This is a genomic window from Lentzea aerocolonigenes (genome assembly GCF_000974445.1).
Taxonomy (GTDB): Bacteria; Actinomycetota; Actinomycetes; order Mycobacteriales; family Pseudonocardiaceae; genus Lentzea; species Lentzea aerocolonigenes.
Genome location: NZ_BBOJ01000034.1, coordinates 43618 through 69654, shown reverse-complemented (window position 1 = coordinate 69654; position 26037 = coordinate 43618). Strand labels below are relative to the sequence as shown.

Annotated in this window: 23 protein-coding genes; 13 read left to right on the top strand and 10 right to left on the bottom strand. The window is 70.4% G+C overall.

Going from position 1 to position 26037, the window contains the following annotated elements:
* Positions 1-33 precede the first annotated feature (33 nt).
* Together AOM45_RS44785 and AOM45_RS44780 are read left to right on the top strand one after the other, a co-directional pair.
* Positions 34-2898 carry a DEAD/DEAH box helicase gene (locus AOM45_RS44785; RefSeq protein WP_030472755.1) on the top strand — a complete coding sequence of 955 codons (2865 nt, stop codon included), beginning with the start codon at positions 34-36 and terminating at the stop codon, positions 2896-2898.
* A 134-nt stretch (positions 2899-3032) separates the two neighbouring features.
* Positions 3033-3647 carry an LPXTG cell wall anchor domain-containing protein gene (locus AOM45_RS44780; protein ID WP_236704059.1) on the top strand — a complete coding sequence of 205 codons (615 nt, stop codon included), beginning with the start codon at positions 3033-3035 and terminating at the stop codon, positions 3645-3647.
* Between the two features lie 65 nt (positions 3648-3712).
* Here AOM45_RS44780 and AOM45_RS44775 read toward each other — a convergent pair whose 3' ends face one another.
* Both AOM45_RS44775 and AOM45_RS44770 read right to left on the bottom strand, forming a co-directional pair.
* The gene (locus AOM45_RS44775) at positions 3713-4462 is read right to left on the bottom strand and encodes a PIG-L family deacetylase (RefSeq protein WP_030472757.1); all 750 of its coding nucleotides are present in this window, start codon (positions 4460-4462) and stop codon (positions 3713-3715) included.
* 114 nt (positions 4463-4576) lie between these two features.
* Positions 4577-6247 (bottom strand): S8 family peptidase, encoded by a 1671-nt coding sequence (locus AOM45_RS44770; RefSeq protein ID WP_030472758.1) that lies wholly within the window; start codon positions 6245-6247, stop codon positions 4577-4579.
* Positions 6248-6567: 320 nt separating this feature from the next.
* Between AOM45_RS44770 and AOM45_RS44765 the strand changes: the two genes are divergently transcribed.
* The 3 genes from AOM45_RS44765 to AOM45_RS44755 all read left to right on the top strand — a co-directional run bounded on the left by AOM45_RS44765 (position 6568) and on the right by AOM45_RS44755 (position 8802).
* A complete protein-coding gene (locus AOM45_RS44765) occupies positions 6568-7494 on the top strand; it encodes a LuxR C-terminal-related transcriptional regulator (protein ID WP_156094353.1) in 927 nt (308 codons plus the stop codon).
* An 82-nt stretch (positions 7495-7576) separates the two neighbouring features.
* A complete protein-coding gene (locus AOM45_RS44760) occupies positions 7577-8149 on the top strand; it encodes a hypothetical protein (RefSeq protein ID WP_030472760.1) in 573 nt (190 codons plus the stop codon).
* 77 nt (positions 8150-8226) lie between these two features.
* Positions 8227-8802, top strand: a complete 576-nt coding sequence (locus AOM45_RS44755) for a hypothetical protein (RefSeq protein ID WP_156094354.1) — start codon at positions 8227-8229, stop codon at positions 8800-8802.
* A gap of 53 nt (positions 8803-8855) precedes the next feature.
* Here the strand turns inward: AOM45_RS44755 and AOM45_RS44750 are convergent, their stop codons facing one another.
* A complete protein-coding gene (locus AOM45_RS44750; protein ID WP_030472762.1) occupies positions 8856-10733 on the bottom strand; it encodes a S41 family peptidase in 1878 nt (625 codons plus the stop codon).
* Between the two features lie 119 nt (positions 10734-10852).
* Here AOM45_RS44750 and AOM45_RS44745 point away from each other — a divergent pair, with 119 nt between their 5' ends.
* Positions 10853-13198, top strand: coding sequence for a hypothetical protein (locus AOM45_RS44745; RefSeq protein ID WP_030472763.1), 2346 nt, complete (start codon positions 10853-10855; stop codon positions 13196-13198).
* On the opposite strand, the gene AOM45_RS44740 is transcribed toward AOM45_RS44745, so the two are convergent.
* Entirely contained in the window at positions 13195-14442 is a 1248-nt protein-coding gene (locus tag AOM45_RS44740) for a helix-turn-helix domain-containing protein (protein ID WP_030472764.1), read from the bottom strand. The two genes, AOM45_RS44745 and AOM45_RS44740, sit on opposite strands and share 4 nt — an antisense overlap.
* Positions 14443-14585: 143 nt before the next feature.
* On the opposite strand from AOM45_RS44740, the gene lanM reads away from it, so the two are divergent.
* The 3 genes from lanM to AOM45_RS44725 all read left to right on the top strand — a co-directional run bounded on the left by lanM (position 14586) and on the right by AOM45_RS44725 (position 20325).
* Positions 14586-17180, top strand: coding sequence for a type 2 lanthipeptide synthetase LanM (lanM, locus tag AOM45_RS44735; RefSeq protein WP_051784599.1), 2595 nt, complete (start codon positions 14586-14588; stop codon positions 17178-17180).
* A 12-nt stretch (positions 17181-17192) separates the two neighbouring features.
* Positions 17193-17381, top strand: coding sequence for a hypothetical protein (locus AOM45_RS44730; RefSeq protein WP_030472766.1), 189 nt, complete (start codon positions 17193-17195; stop codon positions 17379-17381).
* 67 nt (positions 17382-17448) lie between these two features.
* Positions 17449-20325: a LuxR family transcriptional regulator gene (locus AOM45_RS44725; RefSeq protein ID WP_030472767.1), complete on the top strand. Its 2877-nt coding sequence runs from the start codon at positions 17449-17451 to the stop codon at positions 20323-20325.
* Here the strand turns inward: AOM45_RS44725 and AOM45_RS44720 are convergent.
* Positions 20274-20672, bottom strand: a complete 399-nt coding sequence (locus tag AOM45_RS44720; RefSeq protein WP_156094355.1) for a hypothetical protein — start codon at positions 20670-20672, stop codon at positions 20274-20276. The genes AOM45_RS44725 and AOM45_RS44720 overlap by 52 nt on opposite strands.
* Positions 20673-20764: 92 nt before the next feature.
* On the opposite strand from AOM45_RS44720, the gene AOM45_RS44715 reads away from it, so the two are divergent.
* Genes AOM45_RS44715 through AOM45_RS44705 form a run of 3 tightly spaced genes read left to right on the top strand, consistent with a single transcriptional unit; the run spans position 20765 to position 23154 of the window.
* Positions 20765-21196 (top strand): DUF4383 domain-containing protein, encoded by a 432-nt coding sequence (locus tag AOM45_RS44715; protein WP_030472769.1) that lies wholly within the window; start codon positions 20765-20767, stop codon positions 21194-21196.
* Positions 21180-22157, top strand: a complete 978-nt coding sequence (locus tag AOM45_RS44710) for a carboxylate-amine ligase (RefSeq protein ID WP_236704063.1) — start codon at positions 21180-21182, stop codon at positions 22155-22157. The genes AOM45_RS44715 and AOM45_RS44710 overlap by 17 nt, the downstream gene beginning before the upstream one ends.
* Positions 22132-23154, top strand: coding sequence for an iron-containing redox enzyme family protein (locus tag AOM45_RS44705; RefSeq protein ID WP_051784601.1), 1023 nt, complete (start codon positions 22132-22134; stop codon positions 23152-23154). Before AOM45_RS44710 ends, AOM45_RS44705 begins: the two co-directional genes overlap by 26 nt.
* Here the strand turns inward: AOM45_RS44705 and AOM45_RS44700 are convergent.
* Together AOM45_RS44700 and AOM45_RS52560 are read right to left on the bottom strand one after the other, a co-directional pair.
* Complete coding sequence (locus AOM45_RS44700; RefSeq protein WP_081902702.1) at positions 23076-23303, bottom strand: CDGSH iron-sulfur domain-containing protein; 228 nt, start codon at positions 23301-23303, stop codon at positions 23076-23078. The genes AOM45_RS44705 and AOM45_RS44700 overlap by 79 nt on opposite strands.
* The gene (locus AOM45_RS52560) at positions 23245-23940 is read right to left on the bottom strand and encodes a HemK2/MTQ2 family protein methyltransferase (protein WP_201780182.1); all 696 of its coding nucleotides are present in this window, start codon (positions 23938-23940) and stop codon (positions 23245-23247) included. The genes AOM45_RS44700 and AOM45_RS52560 overlap by 59 nt, the downstream gene beginning before the upstream one ends.
* Before the next feature lie 73 nt (positions 23941-24013).
* Here AOM45_RS52560 and AOM45_RS52555 point away from each other — a divergent pair, with 73 nt between their 5' ends.
* Positions 24014-24547 (top strand): hypothetical protein, encoded by a 534-nt coding sequence (locus AOM45_RS52555; protein ID WP_051784603.1) that lies wholly within the window; start codon positions 24014-24016, stop codon positions 24545-24547.
* On the opposite strand, the gene AOM45_RS44685 is transcribed toward AOM45_RS52555, so the two are convergent.
* From AOM45_RS44685 to AOM45_RS44675, 3 genes are read right to left on the bottom strand one after another with little or no spacing between them, the layout of a single operon-like run.
* Positions 24542-25018 (bottom strand): DUF1360 domain-containing protein, encoded by a 477-nt coding sequence (locus AOM45_RS44685; protein WP_030472774.1) that lies wholly within the window; start codon positions 25016-25018, stop codon positions 24542-24544. The two genes, AOM45_RS52555 and AOM45_RS44685, sit on opposite strands and share 6 nt — an antisense overlap.
* Positions 25015-25206, bottom strand: a complete 192-nt coding sequence (locus tag AOM45_RS44680; RefSeq protein WP_030472775.1) for a DUF2795 domain-containing protein — start codon at positions 25204-25206, stop codon at positions 25015-25017. The genes AOM45_RS44685 and AOM45_RS44680 overlap by 4 nt, the downstream gene beginning before the upstream one ends.
* Positions 25207-25222: 16 nt before the next feature.
* Positions 25223-26017, bottom strand: a complete 795-nt coding sequence (locus AOM45_RS44675) for an SDR family NAD(P)-dependent oxidoreductase (RefSeq protein WP_156094356.1) — start codon at positions 26015-26017, stop codon at positions 25223-25225.
* Positions 26018-26037: the final 20 nt, after the last annotated feature.

Genomic DNA, 26037 nt, shown 5'->3' with positions numbered 1-26037 from the left:
CCCGTGCTCCCAGGGGCACTACTATCGGCGACCATGCTCGCCGGCCCGTCCGACCTCGTCGACCTGCTCGAATGCGAGCACCGCAGCTACCTCGGCCGAGCCGACCGCCAGGGCGACCCGGACGCGCTGCACGTCGAGGCCGAGCGCACGGCCGCCGAGATGCGGGCCGGCAAGGACCTCGTCGAGAACGCCGTGTTCTTCGACGGCGTCTTCCACTGCACGGCGCAAACGCTCGTGCGCACCCCGGACGGCTACGAACCGTGCGAGGAGGCCCAGGAGGCCACTCCTCTGGCCGTTCTCGGCTTGACCGCGGCCGCGCAGGCGTTGGGGGCCGCTCGCGCGCACCTGGTCGTCGACGGCCGGCGCACGACGTTCCGGGTCGCCGACTTCACGCCGCTGCTGAGTCGGCTGAAAACCCGGCTCGCGAAGCCCTCACCTGCGCCCAAGCGGTCGTGGGGCGACGTCAGGGCCGCGTGCAACGGCTGCCGTTTCGCCCGTCACTGTGCCGCCGGACGTGAGGAGGCGCGTGACCTCTCGCTCGTGGCGGGACTGCGGGCCGACCAGCGGCGGAAGCTGGTTTCAGCCGGCATTGACACGATCGACGCGCTTGCGGCCACCGAGGAACGGCCCGCCACGCTGTCCCCCGCGAGCTTCACCGCGCTGACCGCGCAGGCCCGGCTCCAGGTGCAGCAGGAACGGACCGGCGTGACCACCTACGAGGTCGTCGCCCCGGAAGCGCTGCAGAACCTGCCCGACCCCGCCGACGACGACGTCTTCCTCGAAGTCGACGGCGACACGTTCCGCACGCCCGGCTGGGAGGGCACGTTCGCGGAGTTCGTCGGCCGCACACCGTCCGGCACGGTCTACCACTTCACGCCGCACGACCTCGCCGGCCGGGCCGCGCGGTCCGCGACACTCGAGTCCGAAGTGGACGAACTCGTGCGGAGGTGCGTCGACCTCGGTGCGTTGACGCGGCGGGTGCTGCGGGTGTCCACCCGGGAGTACACGCTGCAGGCGCTGAAACCGTTGCTGGACGACGAGAATCCGACCCGAGGTGTCCGCGATCTGCTGGAGCGGGTCAAGCGCGAGCACGAGATCGAGACCGCGCCGCCGCAGGAGCAGGACGAGGCGGCGCGCGAGAAGGCCGCCGAGCGGGCACGGCGGATGGCCGCGCTGACCGAGCCGTTGATCGCCGAGGGGCACGCGTTGTTCGCGGCGACGGTCGGCTACCACCGGCGTGAGGCGAGTCCGGCGTGGGGTGACTTCTTCCGGCAGGCCAGCGCGCCCATCTCCGACCTGGAGACCGACTCCAACTGCGCGGTGCCGATCACGCTGCGCGCCGAGGACTGGGTGCCGCCGAGCGGGCGGGTGCGCACGCACAAACGTCAGGTCCACGCGCGGATCGACCCGGAGCGGCCGCACCCGTTCGGCGCGGGCGAGCAGGTCCGGCTGCTCTACCCCGGCAACGTCACGCGCAACGCCGTCGTGGCCGACGACAACCCGTACGAGCTCGTGCTGACCGAGAGCAACGCGCAGGAGCACTCCGAACTGCCCGTCGCCGTGCTGCCGGGCAGTCCGGTGCCCGCCGCGCCCAAGGACGAGGCCGTCGCGGAACTGGCCGAGCAGGCGATCCACCTGCTGCCGCTGCTCCCCCGCAACCCCGGCATCGACCTGCTGCTGCGCACCCCGCCGGGGCCGTTGCCGCAACATCCGGACGTCGTGCAGGCCGTGATCAAGGCCGTCGACCAGCTCGACGGCGGCACGCTGGCCGTGCAGGGACCACCCGGCGCCGGCAAGACGTACCTCGCGACCAAGCTCGTGAAGCACCTGATCGACCAGGGCAAAACCGTCGCGGTGACGTCCACGTCGCACAAGGCCGTCGAGAACGTGCTGTCCAGTGCGGACCCGAGCATCCCGATGGCCAAGCGCCCCAAGGGAAAGCCCGAGGAGGGCCTGCCCTGGGACCAGCCAAGGGACAACGGCGCGCTGGCCCGGTGGCGCGAGGAACACCCGCAGGGGCACCTGGTCGGCGGCACCGCGTGGACGTTCTCCAACGCCGTGATCAAGGCGCAGCCGTTCGACGTGATGATCATCGACGAGGCCGGCCAGTTCGCGCTGGCCGACGCCGTCGCGGTCGCCACGGCGGCGAAGAACCTCGTGCTGCTGGGAGATCCGCAGCAGCTGCCGCAGGTCGTGCAGGGCGTGCACCCGCCGGGAAGCGACGCCTCCGCGCTCGGCCACCTGCTCGGCGACGCGGACGTCATCCCCGAGCACCTCGGCTACTTCCTCGCCGAGACGCGCCGGATGCACCCGGCCGTGTGCCGGCCGGTGTCCGATCTCTCCTACGCCGGGCTGCTCCATTCGCACGAAACCGCCGCCCACCGGTGGATCGACGGCATCGACCCCGGGATCTACCTGCGCGAGGTCGATCACCGCCACAACATCACGTCGTCGGCCGAGGAGGCGGACGCGGTGGTGGACACGGTCCGCGCGCTCGTCGGTCGTACGTGGACGGACAACGGCAAAACGCGCGAACTGGTCGATGGGGACATCCTCGTCGTGGCGCCGTACAACCTGCAGGTCAGGGTGATCAGGCGCAGGCTCGCCGATGCGGGCTTCGACGAAACGCGGGTGGGCACAGTGGACCGCTTCCAGGGCCAGGAGGCACCTGCGGTCATCATGTCCATGACGTCGTCGTCCACCGTGGACCTACCCCGTGGCCTGGACTTTCTTTTGTCACGTAACAGATTGAACGTGGCACTGTCCCGTGCCCAGGCACTCGCGGTGATGATCTGCTCGCCCAGGCTGCTCGACGCCGACGTTCGCGGCGTGGACCAGATGCGGCTGGTGGCCGGGATGCTCGGCCTCCTCGAAAAGGTGAAGAAATTCCCCATTTGACGATGCAAGTGTTGCCGGACAGTGACCTTTCCACCCCTCTGTGTTGCTAGCGTGGCGCGGTTCACCCAGTCGGGTGATCAAGAAACTGAATGTGCTCGATCCGCCGCGCACCAACCAGAGCAGGAGAAACACCGTTGGCAAGTAGAGTTCTCGGCGCGTTCGTGGTGGCTGGCACCGCGGTTCTGGCCTCGTTGGCGCTCACCACCCCGGCGTTCGCGCACACCCCGGCGGTGAACGTCGAGTGTGATGAGGCGGGTCAGAAGTCCGTGCTGAGTGTGGAACTCAAGGACTACAACACCTACAGGGGCAAGAACACCCTGACCGTCGAGGTCGACGGGAAGCAGGTCGACCAGATCAAGTTCGACAACGGCCTGCCGACCAAGAAGTGGCCGACCACCAGCACTGATGACCACACCTACAAGGTGACGGTCCTGGCCTCGGACGACCCCGACCTCGAGAACAAGAACCCGTACTGGAGCCGGGTCTTCACCCTCGACAACAAGAAGTGCGTGAAGACGCCGCCGGCCACGACGACGAAGCCGGTCAAGCAGGTCACCACGACCACGGAGGCGCCCTCGTCTTCCGCGCCGTCGTCGACGCCGACCGCGCCGGCACCCGGTGGCAGCACGCCGGAACCGCCGCTCGCGGCGACCGGTGCGTCCCCGATGTGGCTGCTGCTCTCGGGTCTGGGTCTCGTCGGTGCCGGTGCCGGCACGCTGCTGTTCCTGCGCCGCCGCCGCAGCGCGTGATGTGAGAGTACGCGGGGAGCTTTCGTACTCTCCTGGAGGACGAAGGCGCCCCGCGTGCGGTCAGATCAGAGGTCCAGAGCGGTTTCCTGTTCGTGGCCCTCGCGGATGAACCACTCGGTGCCGAACGCGAAGGCGAACGTCTCGTCGTCCATCGCCAGGAAGAACGACTGCTCCGGGATCTGTGAGGCGTGCGCGCGCATCGCGGCCCGCTTCACGTCCAGGTACTTCGTCACGTCGACCCGTGCGGTGATCTCCGCTTCCGGCGTGCCCGACTCCTCCGGCGCCTCGAGGTTCTCGACACCGACGCGCCGGAACGCTTCCCGCATGTTCTCGCGGCTCATCGTCGCCTGGTAGACGACCGGTGTGCCCGCGATCTCCGCGGCCCGCTTGCCCACCCGGTGGACCTGGATGTGGTCCGGGTGGCCGTAGCCGCCGAAGCTGTCGTAGATCGTGAGGACCTGCGCGTCCTCGTCGGCGAGGATCGCCGCCAGTTTCCGGGCCGCTTCCTCGACGTCCGCGGTCCAGAACGATCCGGGCCGGTCGTTGAGCTCGTCCCCCATCATCCCGGAGTCGTTGTACCCCAGGAACTCCACGCGTGCGACGCCCAGCAGGTCGGCCGACGCGTGCGTTTCCACCACCCGCCGCTGCCAGAGTTCCTCGTTCTCCTCCAGGAAGTCCGGGATCTCGCCTGCCTCGCCACGGGTCGCCACGACGAGCACGACCCGGTGCCCCTCCTCGAACGCCTTCCGCATCACGCCACCCGTCACGATGCACTCGTCGTCGGGATGCGCGTGGAACGTCACCAGTGTGGCCATGCCGACGACGTTACCCGCCAAGGGACTTCGGCAATCCCCAACGCATGTGAAAGGGCGGCGCCTCCCCCAGAACACCAGGTCTGGAAGGCGCCGCCCCTCGGCGAACAGGTGGAGCTATCGCAGGGTCAGGTTCCAGGCGTTGATGTACCCGGTGTCACCGGAGTACACGTCCTGGACCCGCAGCTTCCACGTGCCCGCCGCGACCTCGGACGAGGCGTTGACCGTGTAGGTCGCCACCACGTTGTCGGCACTGTCCGAAGAGGACGAGTTCTTCAGCCGGTAAGCGGTGCCGTCCGGCGCGATCAGGTCGATCACCAGGTCACCGCGGTAGGTGTGGACGATGTCCACGCCGACCTTGGTGGTGGAGGACGCGTTGCCCGTCACCGTCGAGGCGATCGAGGACGTGCCCGTGCCCATGTCGGGGATCGCGACGTCGGTCGTGTTCTCCAGGCCACCGCTGGGCGGCGGCGTGGTGTCCACGGCGTTGACGGCCTTGGTCGCGTCCGCGAGACCGGCGCCGCAGCCGCCCGAGCAGGTGCCGGGAAGCGGGCGGGCGGTGGTCTTGATCAGGTCCTTGACCTGGGCCGGGGTGAGCGACGGCTTCTTGGCCACCAGCAGTGCCGCGAGGCCCGCGATGTGCGGGGCGGCCATCGACGTGCCCTGGTAGGGCTTGTAGGTCTCGGAACCGGGGGTGGTGGCGCCGGTGTTCAGCGTCGACCAGATTCCGTTCTCCGGCGTGGTGATGGTGCCGGGGGTGTCGGTGCCGCGACGGGTCTCGCCGCCGGGCGCCGCGATGTCGATGCGGGTGCCGTAGTTCGAGTAGAACGCCTTGTTGCCCTCACGGCCGGTGGCCGCGACGGTGATGACACCGGAGCAGTTGGCCGGGGTGAAGTTCGCGACGTTCATGTTCGAGTTGCCGGCCGCGACGACGACCGTGGTGCCGCGGTTGATGGCACCGTTGATCGCGTTCTGGTAGGTCGTCGAGCAGGACGACTGACCGCCCAGCGACATGTTGATGACCTTGGCGGGCGTGGCGTTCGCGGGAACACCGCTCACCGTGCCGCCGGACGCCCAGGTGATCGCGTCGGCGATGTCCGAGGTCGCGCCACCGCACTGCGCCAGCACGCGCAGCGGCTGGATCTTGGCGTCGTAGGCGATGCCCGCGATGCCCTTGCTGTTGTTGGTGGACGCGGCGATCGTGCCGGCCACGTGGGTGCCGTGCCAGGACGAACCCTGGTCCTGGGCGGGCACCGGGTTGCCGTTGGCGTCGGTGCCGCAGTCACCGGCCTTCATCCAGTCGCCTTCGTCGGCCGGGTTGTTGTCGCGGCCGCCGCCGTCACGGGCACGCGAGGCGTCCGAGACGAAGTCGTAGCCGGCGACGATCTTGGCCGAGAGGTCGCTGTGCGCGACGTAGCCGGTGTCGATCACGGCGACGGTCACGCCGGAGCCGGTGGTGCTGGACCACGCGCCGGGCACGTTCATGCCGGCGGTGGCTTCGAACAGGTCCCACTGCCGGGAGTACTCGGTGTCGTTCGGGTCGGCGAACGGCTGCATCAGCAGGTCCGGCTCGACGTAGGCGACATCGGGGTCGTTCTTGAACGCCTGGATCGTGTTGTCCGCGTTCGCGGTCTTCGAGCCGAGGTCGACGACGACGGCACCACTCGACATGCGGCGGTGCACGGACTTGCCCTTGCTCTTCACGTCGTCCGAGGCAGCGGAGTCGGACGAGGCTTCAGCGGTGCCGGGCTTGTAGCCGACGATCAGCCGCTCGAAGGGGCGGTTCACCTGAGTTGAGTCCGGCTGGGACTGGACTGGGAGGGTGCCAGCCCAAGAAAAACCAACGTTGACTGGTGAGACAACGCTGAGCACAGCGGCGGAGACTGCCGCGGCGCACAGGCTCGTGCGTCGCAATCCGTTCACGAGACGGGTCCTTCCACACAGGGCCTTCGCGTGCCGTTGAGGGCGTCAGGGATCTGAACCGGCTGCGGAGGTGACGAGGACCGTAAGTCGCGGCAAACCCGCGAAAACAGGTCTAGCGGAGTCCGAATAACGACACTGGCGTGTTCACGACACGGCCACTGCTCTGAATGGCGCACAATATGGCCGTGTTCGGACACTTGGGCGTCTCATCGGAGCTGACCGCCGTCTACGAGCTCCTGGTGACGGGCGGCAGCCGCACGACCGAGGAGATCGGCGTCGCGCGCGAGCTGCTGGAACAGATGGCAGAGCTGGGCATGGTCCGCCACCTGCCGGGAGACGTCTGGCAGGCGGTCGCGCCGGACCTCGCCGTGGAGGCGCTCATCGCCACCCGCGAGGAGCAGAACCGCAGGGCGCGCGCGGACGTCGGCCCGCTGATGGAGCTGTACCTGCGCAACCGCGACGAGGAGCTGGCGGACAACGCGTTCGTCGACGTGGTGTCCGGTGCGGGCGCGGTGCGCGAGCTGTGGCACACCCTGCTGCGCGGCGCCCGCGAGGAGGTCTGCGTGCTGGACCAGCCGCCGTACGTGACGCCGCTGGGCGAACACGTGGCGCTGGAGGACGAAACGCGCGAACGGGACGTGCAGTGGCGCGTGGTCTACGACCGGTCCGCTGTGGACATCCCCGGCCGCGTCACCGAGATCATCGAACTGGTCGCGGCCGGCGAACGGGCCCGCGTCACCCCGACGCTGCCGTTCAAGCTCGCCGTGATCGACACGCACGCGGCCGTCCTGCCCGTGGCGAACGGCGACGTGGTCGACAAGGTGCTGCTGATCCGGCCGTCGGCGTTGCTGGACGTGCTGCGGTCGACGTTCGAGCTGTACTGGGACAAGGGAATCCCGTTCAGTCCGGGTGGGATCTACGCGGCGGCTGCTGACGTGGACCCGAACCTGCTCGGGCTGCTCGCGGCGGGACTCACCGACGAGTCCATCGCGCGGCAGCTGGGGCTGGCGCCGCGGACGGTGCAGCGGCGGGTGCGGCAGCTGATGGACCGGTGCGGGGCGCAGACGCGGTTTCAGGCCGGGGTGCAGGCGATGCGGCGAGGGTGGTTGTAAGACTTCGAAAGACTCGTGCAACCTCGCGCGACCCCAGCGGCATTTATCTCTGTGCAAGCACAAACCACAGCATGGGGGATACATGCGCAAGGTGTTGGCCGCTGCCCTGACGGGCGCGGCACTCGTCGGTCTCGCGAGCACGGCGTCCGCCGCTGACCAGACCGACTTCCCGTGGCCACCGAAGGACATCACGCCGGTCCACAAGACCAAGGCGGAACTGCAGAAGCAGGCCGAGGAGTTCTCCGCGCACCAGCGGCAGACCTTCCCGGTGATCATCTCCGGGGCCCAGTACGTCACGCCGGGCCTCTGGGGTGGCGAGCGCGGCGGACAGTTCGAAGAAGGCATGCAGTACATGGCGAACCAGGTCTTCTTCCGCCAGCACGGCGAGAGGGCCAGCGTGATCATGCAGGTCAACGCGCCCGGCTTCTTCGACCGCTCACCGCAGGAGTTCTGCGAGCACACGACGTGCACCGCAACGGTCAGCGACAACCAGGGGGGCGTGATCGTCATCTCCGAGGACAGCGCTTACCACGAACGGGACGCGCACAACTTCCGCCCGAACGGCGAGGTGGTGTGGATCCAGGGCAGCACTCAGGACGATCCCGCTGTGCTGGGAGCGGTGGCCTCCGACCGCGCCTACACGTTCACGCGCTAGCGAGAACTCGCGTGCAACCTCTGGTGATCTTGAAGCGTCTCCCTCTGTGCAAGCAAGAACTCGCCATTGGGGGATCAATGCGCAAGGTAATGGCGGCTGCCCTGACGGGCCTCGCACTCGTCGCTCTCGCGGGCACCGCGTCGGCACAGTCCACAACGGCCGACTACCCGTGGCCGCCGAAGGACGTCACGCCGGTCCACAAGACCAAGGCGGAGCTGCAGAAGCAGGCCGACGGCTTCTCCGCGCGTCAGGAGCAGACCTACCCGCGTGCCTTCCGGGGCGCGCAGAACGTCGAGCCGGGCCCGTGGGGCGGTGAGGCGGCGGGTGTGTTCGACGACATGCAGTACATGGACAACACCGTGACGTTCGACTACAAGGGCCAGAACGTCATGACGTACACGCAGGTCAACGCGCCGGGCTTCCTCACGTGGTCGCCCAGGGAGTACTGCGAGAAGTACGCCAAGTGCACCGGCAGCGTCCCGGACCACAAGGGCGGTCTGACCGTCTTCAGCAAGGACGAGCAGTTCGGCATCACCTCGGCCCGGAACTGGCGGCCGAACGGTGAGGTCGTCTGGGTCCAGAGCTGGACGCCGGGCACCGAGGCGCAGCTGGCGGTTCTGGCCGCCGACCGCGCCTTCACGTTCACCAGGTAGGGCAACAGGAGCGGGCGCTTCCGGTCGTGGAGTCACCGGAAGCGCCCGTTCTGTCAGCTGGCGACCTTGCGCGCGGCCACCAGTTGTCCGTCCGCGAAGCCCTCGACGCGCACCTCGCGTCCGGTCGCGGTCAACGTGGCGGTGTGCGCGCCGTCGGTCACGTCCAGGGAGGTGGCCGGGCGGCCGTCCACGTAGATGTCCACCCGGTCGAGGTTCACGGTGTCCAGCGAGACGGTCGTTCCCGCGACCGCCACTCCGAGCCGGCGCACCGGCAGCGCGGCGAGCAGCGAGCCCGCCCGTGCGAGCAGATCCACGTTGCCCTGCAACAGATCCGCACGCGTCACCTGGTGCTGGTGCGTCGGGCGCACGCCGAGGTCTTCCACCGGAGTCCCGGCGAGCTTGCCGACGCGCAACGTGCGGCGGATCGACACGCGCATGTTCGCCTTGTTGGGCAACGGCTTGTACGGCGAGTCGGGGTCGAGCGGCGCCGGGATCTTCAGCAGCGTCGTCAGCAATCCGTGCGTCCACACGTTCGCGCCGCCGGCACCGGTGTTGTCGTCCACGCCGAGGATCGGGCCGAGCTCGTGGTCGGCCCAGCCCGCGGCGAAGATGTCGGTGGCGGAGTAGCACCGCGCGTCGGTGATCAGCAGGACCGGGCCGTGGTAGGTCTGGCCCACGGCGTTCGCGCCGTCGACGGGCGTGATCGTGTGCGCGCAGGAGAACGCCTGGCCGGTCTCGGTCGAGGAGTCGAGCGACGGGAACCACGGGCCGAGGTCGATCTGCCCGGTCGGGTCGTCCGCGTGACGCCGGCAGATCCGCAGGTTCAGCGGCGTGCTGAGGAACTGCACGGGTTCCGGGTCGATGCGGCGCGGCGTCATCGTCTGCAGCAGGAACTCCGACGCGAAGATGTGACCGCCGCCGTTGTCGCGGACGTCGACGACGAGTCCGTTCTGCGGCAACAAAGCCGCGAGCCGCACGAACTCGGCGAGGAACGCCTCCGGGTCGTCCACGCTGAACGTGAAGATCCGCAGGTGCCCGAACTCACCGGACGGCGTGGTGACCGGACGCGCCCGGAACACGCCGGGCATGGTCGTCGGCACGTCCTGCGCCGCCATCGCGACAGCGCCACCCGCCGCTTCCGCCTGCACGACCTTGGGCGCGTGCAACAACTTCTTGGCGCGGGACTTCTCGTCCGAGTCCAGGTCGACGCCCTGCGCCGCCGCGGCCGGGCTGAGTGAGTCGACGTCGGTCATCGGCGGCAGGTTGTCGGTGACCTGCCAGTCGACCCGGATCTCCTCCTGAGCGCCGTTTTCGGTGCGGTAGCTGACGACCACCCAGTCCTCGTCGGGCGGGAGCTGGATCACCAAGGGGCGCAACGTGAGCGACTCGAGGCCGCGGGCGAGGTTCGCGGCGGTGTTGCTGCCCGCGAAGATCGCGCCGTTGAGCGCCACGGCACGCGCGATCGGGGTGCCGTTCCAGTGCGTCACCTCGGCGCCGACGGCCAGTCCGTCGAAGTTCGCGACCGTGCGGGCCACGAGGTAGTGCTCGGTGCCGTCCGCGGCGAAGCAGCGCTCCAGCTGGAACGGCAGGAAGGCGATCTTGCCCGCGAACGGCGCGGGCAGCAGGTAGTTCGTGTGCAGGTCGCGCACCGAGTGGAACGTGCTCGACAGCTCGCGGTGGAACTGCCACTCCGGCTCGGCGGTGGCGTCGGTCTGCCGTTCGAGTCTGGCTCTGAGCACCCTGAGTCTCTGCACGGGGTTCACCGCGTGCATCGCGACCTTCAGAGGCAGGTGCGCGTAGTTCTGCTCGAGCAACACCAATGCCTGATCGACGATCAGCTTGCGCTGCGCCAGGGTGAGCGTGCCCGCCGTGGCGAGGAACTCGGCGAGTCCGACGGAGTTCACGACGTTCGGGTGAGCGGTTGCGGTCATGGTGGGGCCTCCTTGCCAAGTAGAGGCTTTCCAGGGCCGCTGGATACACCTTTTTCACCCGTTCGGCCGCTAACCGGAGCAGTTTCGAGGACGACAACTGGAGTAAAGGGAGGGCGGCGATGAGTCCACGGACCCTGGAACTGCGCATCCACGGTGTCAACAACACGCCGCCGTACGCGATGCTGGCCCTCCCCGACCACGCGGTCGAACAGTTCCGCGGCGATCGTTTCGGCAGTTTCTGGGGCCCGAAGCCGGACAAGCTCGCCGAACTGCCTGCCGACCACGCCGGGCAGGTGGCGCAGGACGTGCGGCGCGAGGCGTACTCGTGGGGCGGCATGGCGCGCAGCAGCCCCGGCGTGCCGGGCAGCGGGGTGCCGTCGGTGCTCGCGAACGCGCTGGGGCGCGTCGGATGGGCGTTGCTGCTCCCGTTCGGCCTGGCGAACGTCGCCTACTGGTCGCGCAGGCTGCCCGACGACTCGATTCCGACCACCAAGCGCATGGTGTGGTGGAACGCGGGGCGCGGCGCCGCCTCGACCCGGCTGTTCGGGCTGGGGCTCACGGTGTTGTTGGTGCTCGCGGTGTGCGAGGTGGCGATCGACGTCTACGCGGTCCAGTGCTCGTTGCCCGGCGTCACGTGCAAGCGGCTGCCGGAGTTCATGGACCTGCTCGGCGATCCGCCGCGGCACGTCCGGGTGCTCGCCGCGTCCGCCGTGCCGGTGCTGCTGTTGCTCGGACTGCTGGCGCTGACCTCGTTGTCGCGCAGCAGGTACGAGATGACGACGATGCGCCGCGCCCCCGTGCGACGGCCGGGGGTGATGCTCAGCCGGTCGTCGATGTGGGAGGGCAGTCCGCGGATCCGCCGGCTCACCCGCCTGCACATCGCGGCGGGGTGCTGCGTGGTGGTGCTGGCGACGAGCACCCAGTTGTGGCAGCACGGGTTCTTCCTCGTGCTCACCGCGTTGGCGGGCGGAGTTCTGGCGCTCGTGACGGCACGCGTGGTGGTGACCGCGACCGACTGCCCGGACGTGCCGTCGACCGAGAAGGGCGGCCTGTGGTCGTGGCTGCTGATGATCTCGGCGGTGGTCGTGCTGGGAGCGCACGGGTTCGCGCTGTACGCGATCGCGCCGGCCTTCGACGGGCCGCTGTGGCTGACGTCGTGGGGACCGCCGGTCGTCACCGTGGCGCTGGTCGGGTCGGTGCTGGCGGCGTGGTCGTGGCGGCGCAACGACGCCAAGGGACCGCTGGTCCTGCTGGTGCTCTTCGTGGCGTTCATGGTTGCCACGTACTGGGTTCCGCTCGCCTGGGTCGGTGCCGCGGTGGTCGGCGGGGCGCTCGCGTGGCGGGCCAGGCCGCGTGCCGGTGACGAGTGGCAGGCCTGGCGCGGCGCGGGGCCCGGTGTGCTGCTCGGGTTGTCGCTGGCGTCGTCGGTGATGCTGTCGACGGTGCTGGTGCTGACGTTCCGCGGCTGGGTCGGCACGGGCCTGCGGGTGCCGTCGTTCTACTCGTGGTTCAGCGCGGCCTTCGCGTGCGCGCTGGTTCCGTTGGTGCTGCTGGTGATCGCGCAGGCTTTCGTGCTGTTGTCCCGGGTTGTGCGGCCTTCGGTGCTCGACGACGAGGCCGAGGTGCTCGTGGTGCGGGTGCGGCACGTCGTCGCCGTGACGCACCGCGCGGAGAACGTCGCCGGTGTGCTGTCGACGCTCGGTGTGCTGGCGCTGGTGCTGACGTGCTACCTGACGTTCGCGTCGCCGGCGTGGTCTGCCTGGTGGGGTGTGACGTGGGTGGTGGACAAGGGCGACTGGGTGACCGGGCTCGCCGGGGTCGCGCTGATCGGGTCGTTCGTGGGCGCGGGGATGCTGACCAACCGCAGGCCGCTCGGGCTGCTGTGGGACCTGATGTGCTTCCTGCCGCGCACGGCCCACCCGTTCGCGCCGCCGTGCTACGCCGAGCGCGCGGTGCCGGAGATCGCCGACCGTGCCCGCGAGTTCCTGGACTCCGGGCGTGATCACCGTGTCGTGCTGTCCGCGCACAGCCTCGGCGCGGTGCTGGCGGTGGCGGCGCTGTTCGCGTTGCCGGAAGGGTATTTGCAGCGCGTTCAGCTGCTGACGTACGGCGTGCAGCTGCGGCCGTACTTCGGGCGGATCTTCCCGGAGCTGCTCGGTCCGGCCGTGCTGGGCACTCCGGAGGTGCGGGCGGGCGCGATGTTCTCGTGCGACCCGTGGCGCCGGGAGCCCGGTGCGACACCGGACCGAGGGCTGTCGGTGCTGCTCGGCGCGAACTGGATCAACCTGTGGCGCCGCACCGACTACCTCGGTTTTCCGGTGCACGGCTGGGAACCGAACTCCGTCGACCGCCGTGCGTCCGAGACCGACGGGTCTCCGGACAAGGTGGAGACCCACGGCGACTACCACTGCAGCGCGGCGTACCGGCAGGCGTTCACCGACCTGGTCGCGCGTGACCTGGGCTAACAGGGCCAGGTCAGGGCCACACCTCCAGCGAAGTGCGGCCCTGACACCGGTTCCCGCACCGCCGCGCGCACGAGGTTGAGCACCTCGTATCGGGGTCCGGCGCGGCGGACCAGTCCGCGCACGCTCAGCGCGTGCGCGTCGTCGTGGCACTCGTGGTCGATCATGCGCTCCAGCGTCGCGCGTTGCTGCTCGTCCAATGTGGACAGCGAACGCCGCAGCGAGTCGCGCAGGTGGGCCGAGGTCGGGTCCATCGGGTTGGAGCGCAACCGTTCCAGCAGGTGCTGCGGCGAGTAGACCATGAACCAGCCCGCGGCGAACTCGAGCGCGGACGGCAGCCCGTCCAGCTCGCGCACGAGACCGGTGAGCGCGGCCTGGTTCGACGGCTCTGGCCGGAAGCCGGGCCGCACCCGGTGCACGAGCGTGAGCAGGAGCCTCAGCGCCGCGTCGTCGGCGAGCGGGCCGAGCGGGAACACGTGCTCGCCGGGCAGTCCGGTGGGGGCGAGCGCCGTGACGACGACACGCAGCCTCGGGTGGGCGTCGAGCAGGCGGAGGTCGGGCCGGTGGTCGGTGACGAGGAGGGTGTCCTGGTCGTCGTCGACCGACGGGCGGGCCGCCGGGTACCAGAGCACGGACCAGCCGCGGCGGAGGTGGAGCTCGCCGGCGACCTCGAGGGCCAGGCGGGTCTTGCCGGAGCCGCTGACGCCGGTGATGGTGACGAGTCGGCGGGGGACGCGGGATGGTCCTGTGTGGGTGCGTGGTGCGGGAGCTGTGGCCAGGCGGTGCTCGGCCGGGCCCGCGCCACCAGCCGGACCGGCCAGGCGCTGCCTCGTGGCCACCGAGCCCGACCCGGCCAGGCCTTGCCCCTCGCCCGAACCACCCGAACCTGGCAGGCACCGCCCCTCCTCCACACCGCCAACAGACGACCCGGCCCCCTCCACCAGCAGCGCCCCCAACGCCGCCGCCTCCGCCTCGCGCCCCACGATCGCCATCATCGGCGCGGGCGGCGCCACCGGCATGCGGCCGGACGTCCGGCCGCCCGCCTGCTGCAGGTCGGCTCGGCTGCCCTCGTCCAGACGCAGGCCGTCCGCGAGCAGCCGCACCGTCTCCGCGCGTGGTGAGCGGGTTCTGCCGCACTCCAGGTCGCGGATCGCGCGCACGCTCACCATCGCGAAGTCGGCCAGCTGTTGCTGGGTCAGGCCCGCGTGGATGCGGTGCGTGCGCAGTAGTTCCCCGAACTCCCTCATGCCCGTTCCCTCCTCGGTGACACGAGTCTCGGGGCGATCGGGCGGCAGAACATGGGGACGAAACCCCCATATTCACGTCCGGCGCAAATCTGGGGGACCGGTACCCATGTGCCGGCTCGCCCGCGCGTGCGAGGTTGGTCCCCGTGACCTCAGCGGCCGAGACCACCACGGGTGAGAGCTGGACAGCTGCCTTCGCCCACGCCCTGCGTCCGCTGATCGACGCCGCGCGCACCGAGGTGGCGCCGCCGTTCGACGCGTCGTTCGCCGAGCAGCTCGGACGCAAACTCGTCGCCATCGCCACCCGCACGCTGGTCCTGGAGCTGCACAAGGCACGCGGCACGCTGCAAAGCCACACCAGCGAAGAGCGGTTCACCGAGTTCACCAGGGCGCTCGACCTGACGGCGCTCTTCCACCGCTACCCCGTGCTGGCGCGGCTCCTCGCGCAGGCCTGTGAGCAGGCCGTTTCCACGCACCACGAGCTGTCGTCGCGGTTCACGCGCGACCGCGGCGAGATCGTGCGGACGGTGTTCGGCGGGCTCGACCCCGGCGCGCTGACCTCGATCGAGATGGGGCAGGGCGACGCGCACCAGCAGGGGCGCACGGTGGCGGTGCTGACCTTCGACTCCGGCGCGAAGCTCATCTACCGGCCTCGCGCGACGGCACTGCACGTGCGGTTCGTGGCCCAGCTCAGATGGCTTTCCAAGCGAACTGGAATATCCTTCCGGTCGCCGTGCCTGCTCCCCCGCGACGGCTACGGGTGGATCGAGCACATCGAGCACCGGCCGTGCGCGGACGTCGCCGGGGTCGCCGAGTTCTACCGGCGGCTCGGTGCGCTGCTGGCTCTGCTCTACGCGGTCGACGGCACGGACATGCACTACGAGAACCTCATCGCGTGCGGCGACCAGCCCGTGCTCGTGGACGTCGAGACGCTGTTCCACCCGACGCTCACGCCGGACACCGACCCCGCCGCGCTGGCCCTCGTGCGGTCGGTGCACCGCACGGCTCTGCTCCCCCACGTGCTGCTCGGCGACAACGGCGTCGCGGACGTGTCAGGTGTGGGTGGTGATCGTGGTGTGCCGTCGCCGTTGGACGTCGTCGACTGGGCCGACGCCGGGACCGACCGGATGCGGCTCGTGCGGCGGCCGCGGGAGACGTCGGGGGCGCACAACCGGCCGTTGCTCGGTGACAAGCCGGCCGAGCCCGCCGACTACCAGGACTCGCTGCTGGCCGGGTTCCGCGCGGGCTACGACGCGATCGTGGCTCATCGGGACGAGCTGCTGCAGCTGGTGCGCACGTGTGCCGACGACGAGGTGCGGTTCATCGCCCGTGCGACGCGTCAGTACGCACGGTTGCTCGACGAGTCGACGCACCCGTCGGTGCTCGCCGACGCACTGGACCGCGACCTCGCGTTCGGGGTGCTGGTGGTCGACGATCCGCTGCTCGACCGGCTGGTGCCGTTCGAGGTCTCCGACCTGTGGCGCGGTGACGTGCCGTTGTTCACGTGCCGTCCGGGGTCGGCCGACCTGTGGACCGCGTCCGGGCTCCGGCTGCCGGGGATGCTGCCGGAGCCCGGGCTGCTCGCGGTGGAACGCAAGATCGCGGCGATGAGCGAGGTCGACCGGCACGACCAGCAGTGGGTGATCACCGCGCTGCTGGCGTCACGGCCGCGGCCGGTGTCGCACCACAGCGGTGACGCGCTGCCGGGTCACGTCGCCGCGGTCGACCCGGACCCCGCGCGGTTGCTGGTCGCCGCGTGCGGGATCGCCGACCAGATCCTCGCGCACGCCGTCACCGGCAGGAACCGCGTCAACTGGCTCGGCCTCGAGCTCGTCGACGACCGGCACTGGACCGTGCAGCCGCTCGGTGCGGGTCTGTCCAACGGCTACACGGGCGTGGCGTTGTTCCTGGCCGAGCTCGGCGCGTTGACCGGTGCCGCCAGGTATGTCGACTTCGCCCACGACGCGCTGCGCCCGTTGCCCGCGCTGCTCGAGATGTTCGCCGCGGAGCCCGAGCTCGTCGAGGCGGCGGGCGGCGGGGTGCACGGCCTGGGCGGCCTCTGCTACGGCCTCAAGCGCCTGACCACGCTGCTCGGCCTCGACCCGTCGCTGCTGGACCGCGCCGTGTCGGTGATGCCGCGCGAGGACTCGGTCCCCGGCGTCGTGGACGGCCTCGCGGGGTCGCTGGCCGCCGTGCTCGCCGTCGGCACGCCCGAGTCACTCGCCCTCGCGGACCACTACGCGTCCGTGCTGCGCACCGTTCAGTGCAGCGCGAACGGCTTCGCTCGCGGCCAGTCCGGAATCGGATGGGCCCTGCGGCGTTACGCGGCAACGGTTCGCGACGAGTTAACGGGTGTGGCAGCGGAAGCGTTCCTGGAGAGCGACGCCATCGACCCGACGGATGCCGGGTGGTGCGCGGGACTCTCAGGTGCTGCACTGGCACGCGACGACGAACGACTGGCCGGTCTGCTGGCGTCACGGGAACCGTTGCGGGACATGAGTCTCTGCCACGGTGAACTGGGCGTCGTCGAAGCACTGGCCGCCCACCACCCCAGCGCCGCGACCCGCCGCACGGCGCTGTTGCTGGGAGCACTGGACGAGCACGGCGCACGGTGCGCCACACCGGGTGGCGTTCCGTCGCCCGGCCTGCTCACGGGTCTGGCCGGCATCGGCCACGGCCTGCTGCGCCAGGGCTTTCCGGTGCCATCAGTCCTGCAGCTCGAACCCGATCCGACACACTGAGGAGTGCACCCGATGAACGAGTCCCTGCACCGCACGGCCGCCCAGCCCGAGCCGGCCGAGCACGTGATCGGGGAGATGGAGCTCGCCCCGAAGACCCGCGCGGGAGCGAGGGCGCGAGCGTTGATGGGCCTGACCCTCGCGATGAGCGCGGTCTCGGCGATCACGCCCACGCTGGCCGAGACGACCGTCAGCGCCCGGTGATCCATTCGGCCTGAATGCGTCTGTGCAGCCGACACGGAGGGCTTCACACGGCCGTTAGGGTCCAGGAATGCAGACCCGAGCGCCCCACGTGGTCGGCCGCGACCGAGAGGTCGCGGCCATCACCGGGGCACTCGGACACATCCGTGAATCCCGTGGTGGCGCCCTCTTCCTGACAGGTGAGGCCGGCATCGGCAAGTCCAGGCTCGCGCGGTACGCGGCGGGCCGGGCGTTCGACGAGGGCATGCGGGTGCTCAAGGGACGCGGCACGACGATCGGGCCGATGGTGCCGTTTCGTCCAATCGCGGAAGCCCTTCTGGGTCTCTTCCGCGGCGAACCGCCGGACGACTCCGCGCTCGGTCCCTACAAACCCGTGCTGGGCACGCTGATCCCGGAGTGGCAGGACCACCGGTCCACGACGGAGTCGGTCGTGGTGCTGGCCGAGGCGGTGCTGCGGCTGCTCGCGTCCGTCGCGCGCAAGACGCCGTGCCTGCTGGTCCTCGAAGACCTGCACGAGGCGGACGCCGAGACGCTCGCCGTCGTCGAGTACCTCGCGGACAACCTGGAGGACCAGCCGGTCCTGCTGCTCGCGACGATCCGCACCGAACCCGGCCACGCGTGGGAGCTCGTCCACCGGATCGTGCAACGCGGTTCCGCCGTCCTGCTCGAACTGCACCGGCTCTCGCAGGCCGAGGTCGGGCAGATGACCGCCGCCTGCCTGGAGAGCACGCAGGTCCCGCACGAGCTGACCGATCGCTTGTGGACGGACAGCGCCGGAAACCCGTTCCTGGTCGAGGAACTGCTGCACAGCATGGTGAGCAGCGGGCTCCTGCTGTCCGGCGAGCACGGGTGGCAGGTGCTCGGCGAGCTCAAGCTGCCGGTGCCCGCGGCGTTCGTGCGCAGCGTCGCGCACCGCACGGACAGGCTCGGGCCGCAGGGCCGCGAGGTGCTGTCGATCGCCGCGGTGCTCGGCCACCGCTTCCCGCTCTCGGTGGTGCAGAAGGTGACCGGCACCGACGACCGCCGTCTGCTCAGCCACCTGCACGCGGGGGTCGCCGCTCAGCTCGTGACGCCGGACGAGCCCGCTCCCGACTGGTACGCGTTCCGGCACCCGCTCACCGCGGACGCGTTGCTCGCCCAGCTGACGCCCGCCGAACGTGCGGACCTGTCCCAGCGCACCGCCGACGTGATCGAGGAACTGCACCCCGGACTGCCAGGAGACTGGTGCCCGCTCGTCGCGAAGCTGCGGTCCGACGCCGGATCTCCCACGCAGGCAGGCCTTCTGTTCGCCGAGGCGGGCAGACGGGCGCTGGCGGGCGGCGCGGCGGGCTCGGCCGTCACGTTGCTCGACCGCGCGCAACAACTGCTGGCGGACGACATCTCCGCACGCGCCGACGTCCTGGACACGCTCCTTCCCGCGCTGGCCGAGACGGGCGACTTCGAACGGGCCTTCGCGCTGGACGTCCCCGGCCTGCACGGCCTGGAGGGCTCCCGCCGCGCCAAGCTCCACACGCGACTCGCCCGCGTCGCCCACATCGCCGGGTGGTTCACCGAAGGCGTGGAACAGGTGCGCATCGCCCGCACGCTGCTCGGACCGGACGCACCCGACGAGCTGACCGCACAGCTCGACGTGAACTCGGCCTACCTCACGCTGAACATCCCGAGCCCCGACCGGATCTCCTCGGCGGCGGCCCTCGCGCGGCAGGCGGCTCTCGCTGCGGACCGGGCGCACCTGCCGGCGGTGGCGTGCGAGGCGTGGCAGCTGCTGGGGGTCATCGCGCGCGAACAGGACCTCCACGAGGCCAACGCGTGCTTCGGCAAGGCACTCGCGCTCGCGGACACCCACCGGATGCCGATCCAGCACGTCTACGCGCTGGTGCGCCTGGCGGGCAACGACTGGCTCGAACACGGCAGCACCGAAGCACTGGGCCGCACGCACGCCGAGGCGTACCGGGCGGGTGCGATCACGGTGGCGCACAACGTGGACGCCATCCTGGCGTTGCAGTCCGTGCTCACCGGCGACTACGCGGTGGCCGCCGAGCAGATCGAACGGTGCCTGCACACGACCACGCGCCTGCGGCTGCACGTCCTGACCCGGTACCTGTTGATGGCGAAGGCGACGCTGGCCGCGCACCGCGGCGACCGCGCCGGAACCGACGACGCCATCAGGGAGTTCGAAGCGATCGCGAAGAGCGGCACGCAGGAGTTCCCGCTCTGCTACGGACTCGCGAGCGCGTTCTGCGCCCTCCTCGAAGAAAACCGCGCCCTGGCAACGCAGGAGCTCGACCGGGCGCGCGCCCTGGAGTCGCAGAACCCCACCACGTTCCACCTCTCCGGCACGCACGGCCTGGACGTGCTCCTCGGGGTGCTCGACGGCCGGTTCGACTGGCACGACTACCTCGTGCTGGCCAAGGGTTCTCCCTCCGGCATGCGGTGGAACCGGCAGTTCACCGAGCTCGCGCACGCCGTGCTGCTCGGCCGCGACAACAGGTTCGAGGAGGCTCTGGAGGCGTTCCGGTGCGCCCAGGACGCCGCCGCCATCTACCCGATGGCACGGCACCTGGGCCTGCGGCTCGTCGCACCGGAGGCCGCCGCGTGGGGTGATCCGGTGTCGTGGCTGCGTTCGGCCGAGGAGCACTTCCACCAGGCGTCGATCCCCGCGGTGGCGTCGGCGTGCCGAAGCCTGCTCAGGCAGGCCGGTGCACCCGTCCAGCAACGCCGCACCGGCACCGAACAGGTGCCGCAGCAGCTGCGCGGGCACGGCGTTACGGTGCGCGAGTTCGAGGTGTTCGTGCTGTTGGCGGACCGGATGGGCAACAAGGCCATCGGGACCAGGCTGCACATCTCGCCGCGCACGGTGGAGAAGCACGTCGCGTCGCTGATCGCCAAGACGGGTCAGCCGGACCGGGAGTCCCTCTCCGCGTACGCCGCCGCGCTGAGCCGCTGACGTTCGCGCTTGAGCCGTGCCTCGTACTCGTGACGCCTGCCGTTGCCCAGGGCGTCCCGCGTCGCCCGTTCCACGTCACGGAAGACGTCGTAGTAGGTGTCGTCGTACTGCTCGACGACCTCGAACGTCCACCGCCCCGGCAGCACGTTGCGGCCGAGCAGCTCCCGTTGCACCCGGTCCGCGTGCTCGTGGTGGCCCGCCTCGCGCAGTGCCGCGATCGCCTCGTCCAGCATGAAGTCGGCCGATCCGGTGAGCTGGTGGAACGAGTACAGGTGGCCGCGCGCCCGTTCGGTGGTCTCCAGCGCCTTGCTCAGCTTGCCCAGGGCTTCGATCGTCTGGTCGTCCATGCCGCACCGAATACCCCGCGAGCGTTTGTGCCTACCCTGCCCGGGTAGCCGGTGATCGACCACGTTCACGACCAAACCACGAGGTGAGTTCGATGGTCGACGTCACCACCCGCACGCGGGTCCAGCAGGCCGCACTCGTCGTCGCAGCGGTGTTCGCACTGGTCGGCGTGCTCGGCTTCATCCCGGGCATCACGACGGACTACGACCAGATGACCTTCGCGGGTCACGAGTCCGGCGCCATGCTCCTCGGCGTCTTCATGGTGTCGATCCTGCACAACATCGTGCACCTGCTGTTCGGCGTGGCGGGCTTCCTGTCCGCGCGCACGCCGGCGGGCGCGCGGGCGTTCCTGATCGGCGGCGGCGCGATCTACCTCGTGCTGTGGCTGTACGGGCTCGTGATCGACAAGACGAGCGACGCGAACTTCGTGCCGCTCAACTCCGCGGACGACTGGCTGCACTTCGTCCTGGGCCTCGGCATGATCGGACTGGGAGTCGCACTTGGCCGGCGTGCCGCAGTGCGCTGACACCGTTGGCGTAGAAGAAGAGTTCCTTCTGGTCGACACGGCGTCCGGACGCACCTCGGTGCGGGCGGACGCCGTGCTGGCGCGTGTCCAGGACAGCGAGCTCACCAGGTTCCACGCCGAGCTCGCGGGCACGCAGGTCGAGGCGGCGACCGGTCCGTGCACCTCGGTCACCGACCTCGGCGAGGCGTTGCGGCAGGCCCGCACGGCACTCGAGAAGGCGGCCGAGGAGGTCGGTCTGGGGCTGCTTTCCCGTGGCACCCCGCGGAAACCGTCGAAGCAGGAGATCGTCAGCCGCGGCAACCCGCGCTTCCGCCACGTGCTGGACACCTACGCGGGCGTCGTCGAGCACTACGAGGCGTGCGGGTGTCACGTCCACGTCGGTGTGCCCGACCGCGAGACCGGCGTGCGCGTGCTGAACCACGTCCGGCCGTGGCTGCCCACGCTGCTCGCCTTGTCCGCCAGCTCACCGGACAACGGCTACGCGAGCTGGCGGATGGTGGAGCAGTCGCGGTTCCCGGGCTCCGGTGTGCCTCCGGTCTTCTCCGGGGCCGCCGAGTACGACGCCGCCGTCGCCAGGATGGTCGCGTGTGGAACGCTCGTGGACCACGCCCAGTCGTTCTGGCTCGCCCGCCTGTCGCCGAAGCTGCCGACCGTGGAGTTCCGCGCGGCGGACGCGGCGGCGACGGTCGAGGACGCGGTGCTGCAAGCGGCCCTGTCGCGCGCTCTCGTCCACACGGCGTGCCACGGGGTCGAGTCACCCCCGGTGCGGGACGACGTGTGCGCAGCGGCCGTCTGGGCGGCTTCCCGGTACGGTCTGGACGGTGCGGGGGTCGATCCGTGGCGGGAGTGCCGGGTGCCCGCGACCGCTCTGCTCGAACGGCTGGTGGAGCACGTGACACCGGCGCTGGAGGAACGCGGCGAGCTCGCGCTCGTGCATGACCTGGTCGGGCAGAGGGTATGACACCGGGGTGAAGCTTCCCTCGCCCCGAGGCCCGCTCTCGGAGACCGTCATCAGCACGCTGAGCGGTGACCCGGACGGCCGCCCGATCCCGTTCACCGACGCCGACCCGCACGGCGAGGACCTGACCATCGCGCTGCACGTGCTGTACGAGCTGCACTACGGCGGTTTCGACGGCGTGCACCCCGCCTGGGAGTGGGATCCGCAGCTGCTCGCCCTGCGCGCCCAGGCCGAGATCGTCTTCCTCGCCGCGCTGCGGTCCGATGTGGACGGCGGGGACGACCTCGACACCGCGCTGGACGCGTTGCTGGTCGAACACGTGCCCGGCAGCGGGGTGTCGCACCACCTGCGGGACAACGGGACGTGGGACGAGATGCGGGAGTACTTCGCGCACAGGTCGGTGTACCACCACAAGGAAGCCGACCCGCACGCGTGGGTGATCCCGAGGCTGCGCGGCAGGGCCAAGGCGGCGCTCGTCGCGGTGGAGTTCGACGAGTTCGGCGGCGGCAAGGCCGACCGGATGCACTCGCGCCTCTACGCCGGCCTGCTCGAAGGCGCGGGGATGTCGCCGGACTACCTGCACTACCTCGACGACGTGCCGGCACCGGCCATCGCGATCGTCAACATGATGTCGCTGTTCGGTCTGCACCGGTCGTTGCGCGGCGCACTCGTCGGCCACTTCGCCGCCGCGGAGATCACCACCGCCCCGAGCGCGCACCGGATGGCGCAGGCGCTGGACCGGCTCGGCGCCGACCCGCGGTGCGTCGAGTTCTTCACCGAGCACATCGAGGCCGACGCCGTGCACGAGCAGATCATGCGCCGCGACGTCATCGGGTCACTGCTGGAGCAGGAGCCGGAGCTCAAGAGCGACGTGGTGTTCGGCGTCCAGGCCACGGAACTGCTGGAGGCGCGGCTCGCGGATCACCTGTTGTCCTCGTGGCGTTCCGGAGAGTCCTCGCTGCGCACGCGCTTGCGGTGGCTGGTGTCGCAGAACGGGTAGCGCTTGCTGCGGCGGCACGCGCACACCGCGACCACGAACCGGTCGCTGGTGTGCGTCACACCGTCGTCGGTGACGAGCTCGACCGGACCCTCAACGAGCACCGGGCCGTTCGGCACCACCGTCACCCTGCGGGCGTTCTGGCCGGTCACCGCGGATCACCACCAGTTCCTCTTGCCGCTGACCGGGCGCGATCAGCCCGTGCCTCTCCAGGAAGTCGGTCCTGCCGTTCATCACCGGCCCGAACGGCACCCAGCGCCGTTGCACGACCGCCGCTTTCAGGCCGTTGTCCCGCAGCTGCCGCACCGTCGTGTCCACTCCGCACAGTGCCGAGTGGACGATCAGCACGACCCCGCCCGGCACCAGGAGGTCGAACATCCTGGCGCACAACGGGTCCAGCAGCTGACGTCCGTCCACGCCCGCGTCCCACGCCCGTGCCGGACCGCGTGCCGCACAAGGGTCGGCAGCGGGCACGTAGGGCGGATTGGCGAGCACCAGGTCGAAACGCTCGCCCGCGATGACGTCCAGGGCATTGCCGAGCTTGACGCGCAACGGAAGTCGTTGCAGGGCCGCGTTGACCCGTGCGGTCCACACGGCACGCCGCGAGACGTCCACACCGGTCACCTCGGCGGCTCCGGCGCGGATCGCGGCGATGGCCAGCGCACCGGTGCCGGTGCCGATGTCGAGCACGCGGGCACCCGCCGGGATCGCCGCGGCGCGCATCGCCTCGACGAGGAGCGCGGTGTCGTCCTGGGGCGCGTACACGCCGGGAGCTCTGAGCAGCCTCACCCCGTGAGAGTCCCCCGCCGGAAGACCTTGAAACACCGCGTTTTTCCAGGCTTTTCCCGGGTACACACCGGATGTGCTGACCACCGTCTTCCGCCTGCTCGCCAAGGCGCGCGACGGCCGCGCACCGCATCCTCGCGGCCTGCGGACGACCGGCGAGCTGCGCGGCACCGCACCGTTCCCCGAGACCGCCACCGTCGTCGTGTGTCTGACCGAGCACACGGGCAAGCCCGAGGTGCTCAGCCTCGCGCTGCGGGTGCCGACCGAGTCGGGCGACTGGGACCTGCTGCTGTCGAGCACCGGCACGGGCAAGCGCACGCGGTTGCTGCCGAAGTTCGTGCGCCGCTGGGAGGACGCCCGCCTCGGCACGTTGACGCCGTACCGCCACCGCGGCGAGCTGGTGTGGTTCATGGCCGTTCCGGACGGAGGTGAGCCGCCGACGCGGTTCACCCTCCACGCTTCGGGAAAGGACGCGGAGTGGCGCCAGGTCGCCGCCGTGACGCTGAACCCGCAGAACGGGGACGCGCCACCGCCGGCGTTCGACCCGGCGCTCAACCGGCCACCGGACGTGGAACCGGCGCCGCGCCGGCGCGGCCTCCAGGAGTCATGACTTCAGCTTGTCGTACGCCAGGTTCAGCGCGTCCGAGGCCGCGACGGCGGTCAGCGCGGTCGCGACGAGGCGGGTGAGCCTCGGTGCGAACACGAGACCGGCCGTGAGCCCGCTCGCGATCCAGACGCCCGCGCAGAACGGGCACGTGAGCAGCTCGCCGATCGCGTGCTGCGCCGGGTGGTCGTCACGAGGGCTCTCCCTGAGTTCCGCGTGGCCCGCCGGTGCCTCGTAGCGGGTGAACGGGGCCCGCAGCGGGCTCGTCACCGCCTCCTTGGTCAGCAACCGGCTCGCCTTGTGCGTCGCCACGCCGACGAGCGCGGTGTCGCGCAGCGAGAACCGCTCGGGCAGCCGGACGCCGGTGAGGCGCCCGGCCACCGAGACGGCGCCGGCCAGAGCCGCGTAGCTGCCGATGGCGAGGAGGTAGCCGGGCAGCGGCCTGCCCTCGCCGTAGGCCTGCCAGATCTTCCTCACGCCTTCGTTACCTCCGCGCTCACCGCGTTCGGACCGTTGTAGTCGCGCTCCGGCAGCTTTTCCAGCGCGGCCAGCACGTCCTCGTCCGCGCCGTTCTCCCTGGCCTTGTCCAGCAACTGCCGCTTGGTGACCGGGTAGTCCACGCCGGAGAGGTACTTCTGGATCTCGATGGGGTTCGGTTGGCTCATGGCGCGCGAGTACCCGTCAGGAATCGGCTGAACCCGGCTCGGTCATGGTGCGCATCATCTTCGCCTTCACCGGATCCGGCGCGACCTTGCCCGCGATCGCCTGGACCTTGTTCTTCAGCGAACCCGCGACCACGTGGTCGTCGCCCTTCATCAGCGCGTCGAAGCCCTGCTGCGCCACCTTCGCCGGGTCGTCCTTGTCCCCCGCGGCGACCTTCGTGTCCTGCATGCCCGCGCGTTCGAAGAACTCGGTGTCCGTCGGGCCGGGCATCAGCGTCGTGACGGTGACGCCGGTGTCGCGCAGCTCCTCGCGCAGGCCCTGGGCGAACGACGCCAGGAACGCCTTCGAAGCCGCGTAGACCGAGTGGAACGGGCCGGGCGCGGTGGCGGCGATCGACGAGGTGAACAGGACCTTGCCCTCCTTGCGGTCCACCATGTCGCTGATCAGGCGGTGCGCGAGGTGCACGGCGGAGCGGACGTTCAGGTCCACGATCTCCAGGTTGTCGTCCACCGACGTGTCACGCACGAAATCGCCGCCGACGCCGACGCCCGCGTTGATCGCGAGCACGTCCACCGGCCGTCCCATCGCCCTGATGCGGGCCACGAGCGCCTCCACGCCGTCGTGGCCGCGCAGGTCGACGCGCACCGGCTCCACCCGCACGTCACCACTGCGCAGGCCGAGCTGCGCGGCCGCGTCGGCGATCTGTTCGTTCTCCGCGGCGACGACGACGTCGAAGCCGTTGTCCGCGAGGACTTTCGCGAGTTCGTAACCTATTCCACTCGAAGCACCGGTTACGACGGCAAGCGCATTCACAGGTCTTCTCCTTCCGGTCA

Excerpts from the sequence above, each read along its gene's own strand:
- AOM45_RS44750 (WP_030472762.1), bottom strand. The coding sequence starts at position 10,733 with ATGACCGCAACCGCTCACCCGAACGTCGTGAACTCCGTCGGACTCGCC.
- AOM45_RS44720 (WP_156094355.1), bottom strand. The coding sequence starts at position 20,672 with ATGGACGACCAGACGATCGAAGCCCTGGGCAAGCTGAGCAAGGCGCTG.
- AOM45_RS44680 (WP_030472775.1), bottom strand. The coding sequence starts at position 25,206 with ATGAGCCAACCGAACCCCATCGAGATCCAGAAGTACCTCTCCGGCGTG.
- AOM45_RS44725 (WP_030472767.1), top strand. The coding sequence starts at position 17,449 with ATGCAGACCCGAGCGCCCCACGTGGTCGGCCGCGACCGAGAGGTCGCG.
- AOM45_RS44755 (WP_156094354.1), top strand. The coding sequence starts at position 8,227 with ATGCGCAAGGTAATGGCGGCTGCCCTGACGGGCCTCGCACTCGTCGCT.
- AOM45_RS44705 (WP_051784601.1), top strand. The coding sequence starts at position 22,132 with ATGACCTGGTCGGGCAGAGGGTATGACACCGGGGTGAAGCTTCCCTCG.
- AOM45_RS44740 (WP_030472764.1), bottom strand. The coding sequence starts at position 14,442 with ATGAGGGAGTTCGGGGAACTACTGCGCACGCACCGCATCCACGCGGGC.
- AOM45_RS44730 (WP_030472766.1), top strand. The coding sequence starts at position 17,193 with ATGAACGAGTCCCTGCACCGCACGGCCGCCCAGCCCGAGCCGGCCGAG.
- AOM45_RS44760 (WP_030472760.1), top strand. The coding sequence starts at position 7,577 with ATGCGCAAGGTGTTGGCCGCTGCCCTGACGGGCGCGGCACTCGTCGGT.
- AOM45_RS44745 (WP_030472763.1), top strand. The coding sequence starts at position 10,853 with ATGAGTCCACGGACCCTGGAACTGCGCATCCACGGTGTCAACAACACG.
- AOM45_RS44775 (WP_030472757.1), bottom strand. The coding sequence starts at position 4,462 with ATGGCCACACTGGTGACGTTCCACGCGCATCCCGACGACGAGTGCATC.
- AOM45_RS44715 (WP_030472769.1), top strand. The coding sequence starts at position 20,765 with ATGGTCGACGTCACCACCCGCACGCGGGTCCAGCAGGCCGCACTCGTC.
- AOM45_RS44785 (WP_030472755.1), top strand. The coding sequence starts at position 34 with ATGCTCGCCGGCCCGTCCGACCTCGTCGACCTGCTCGAATGCGAGCAC.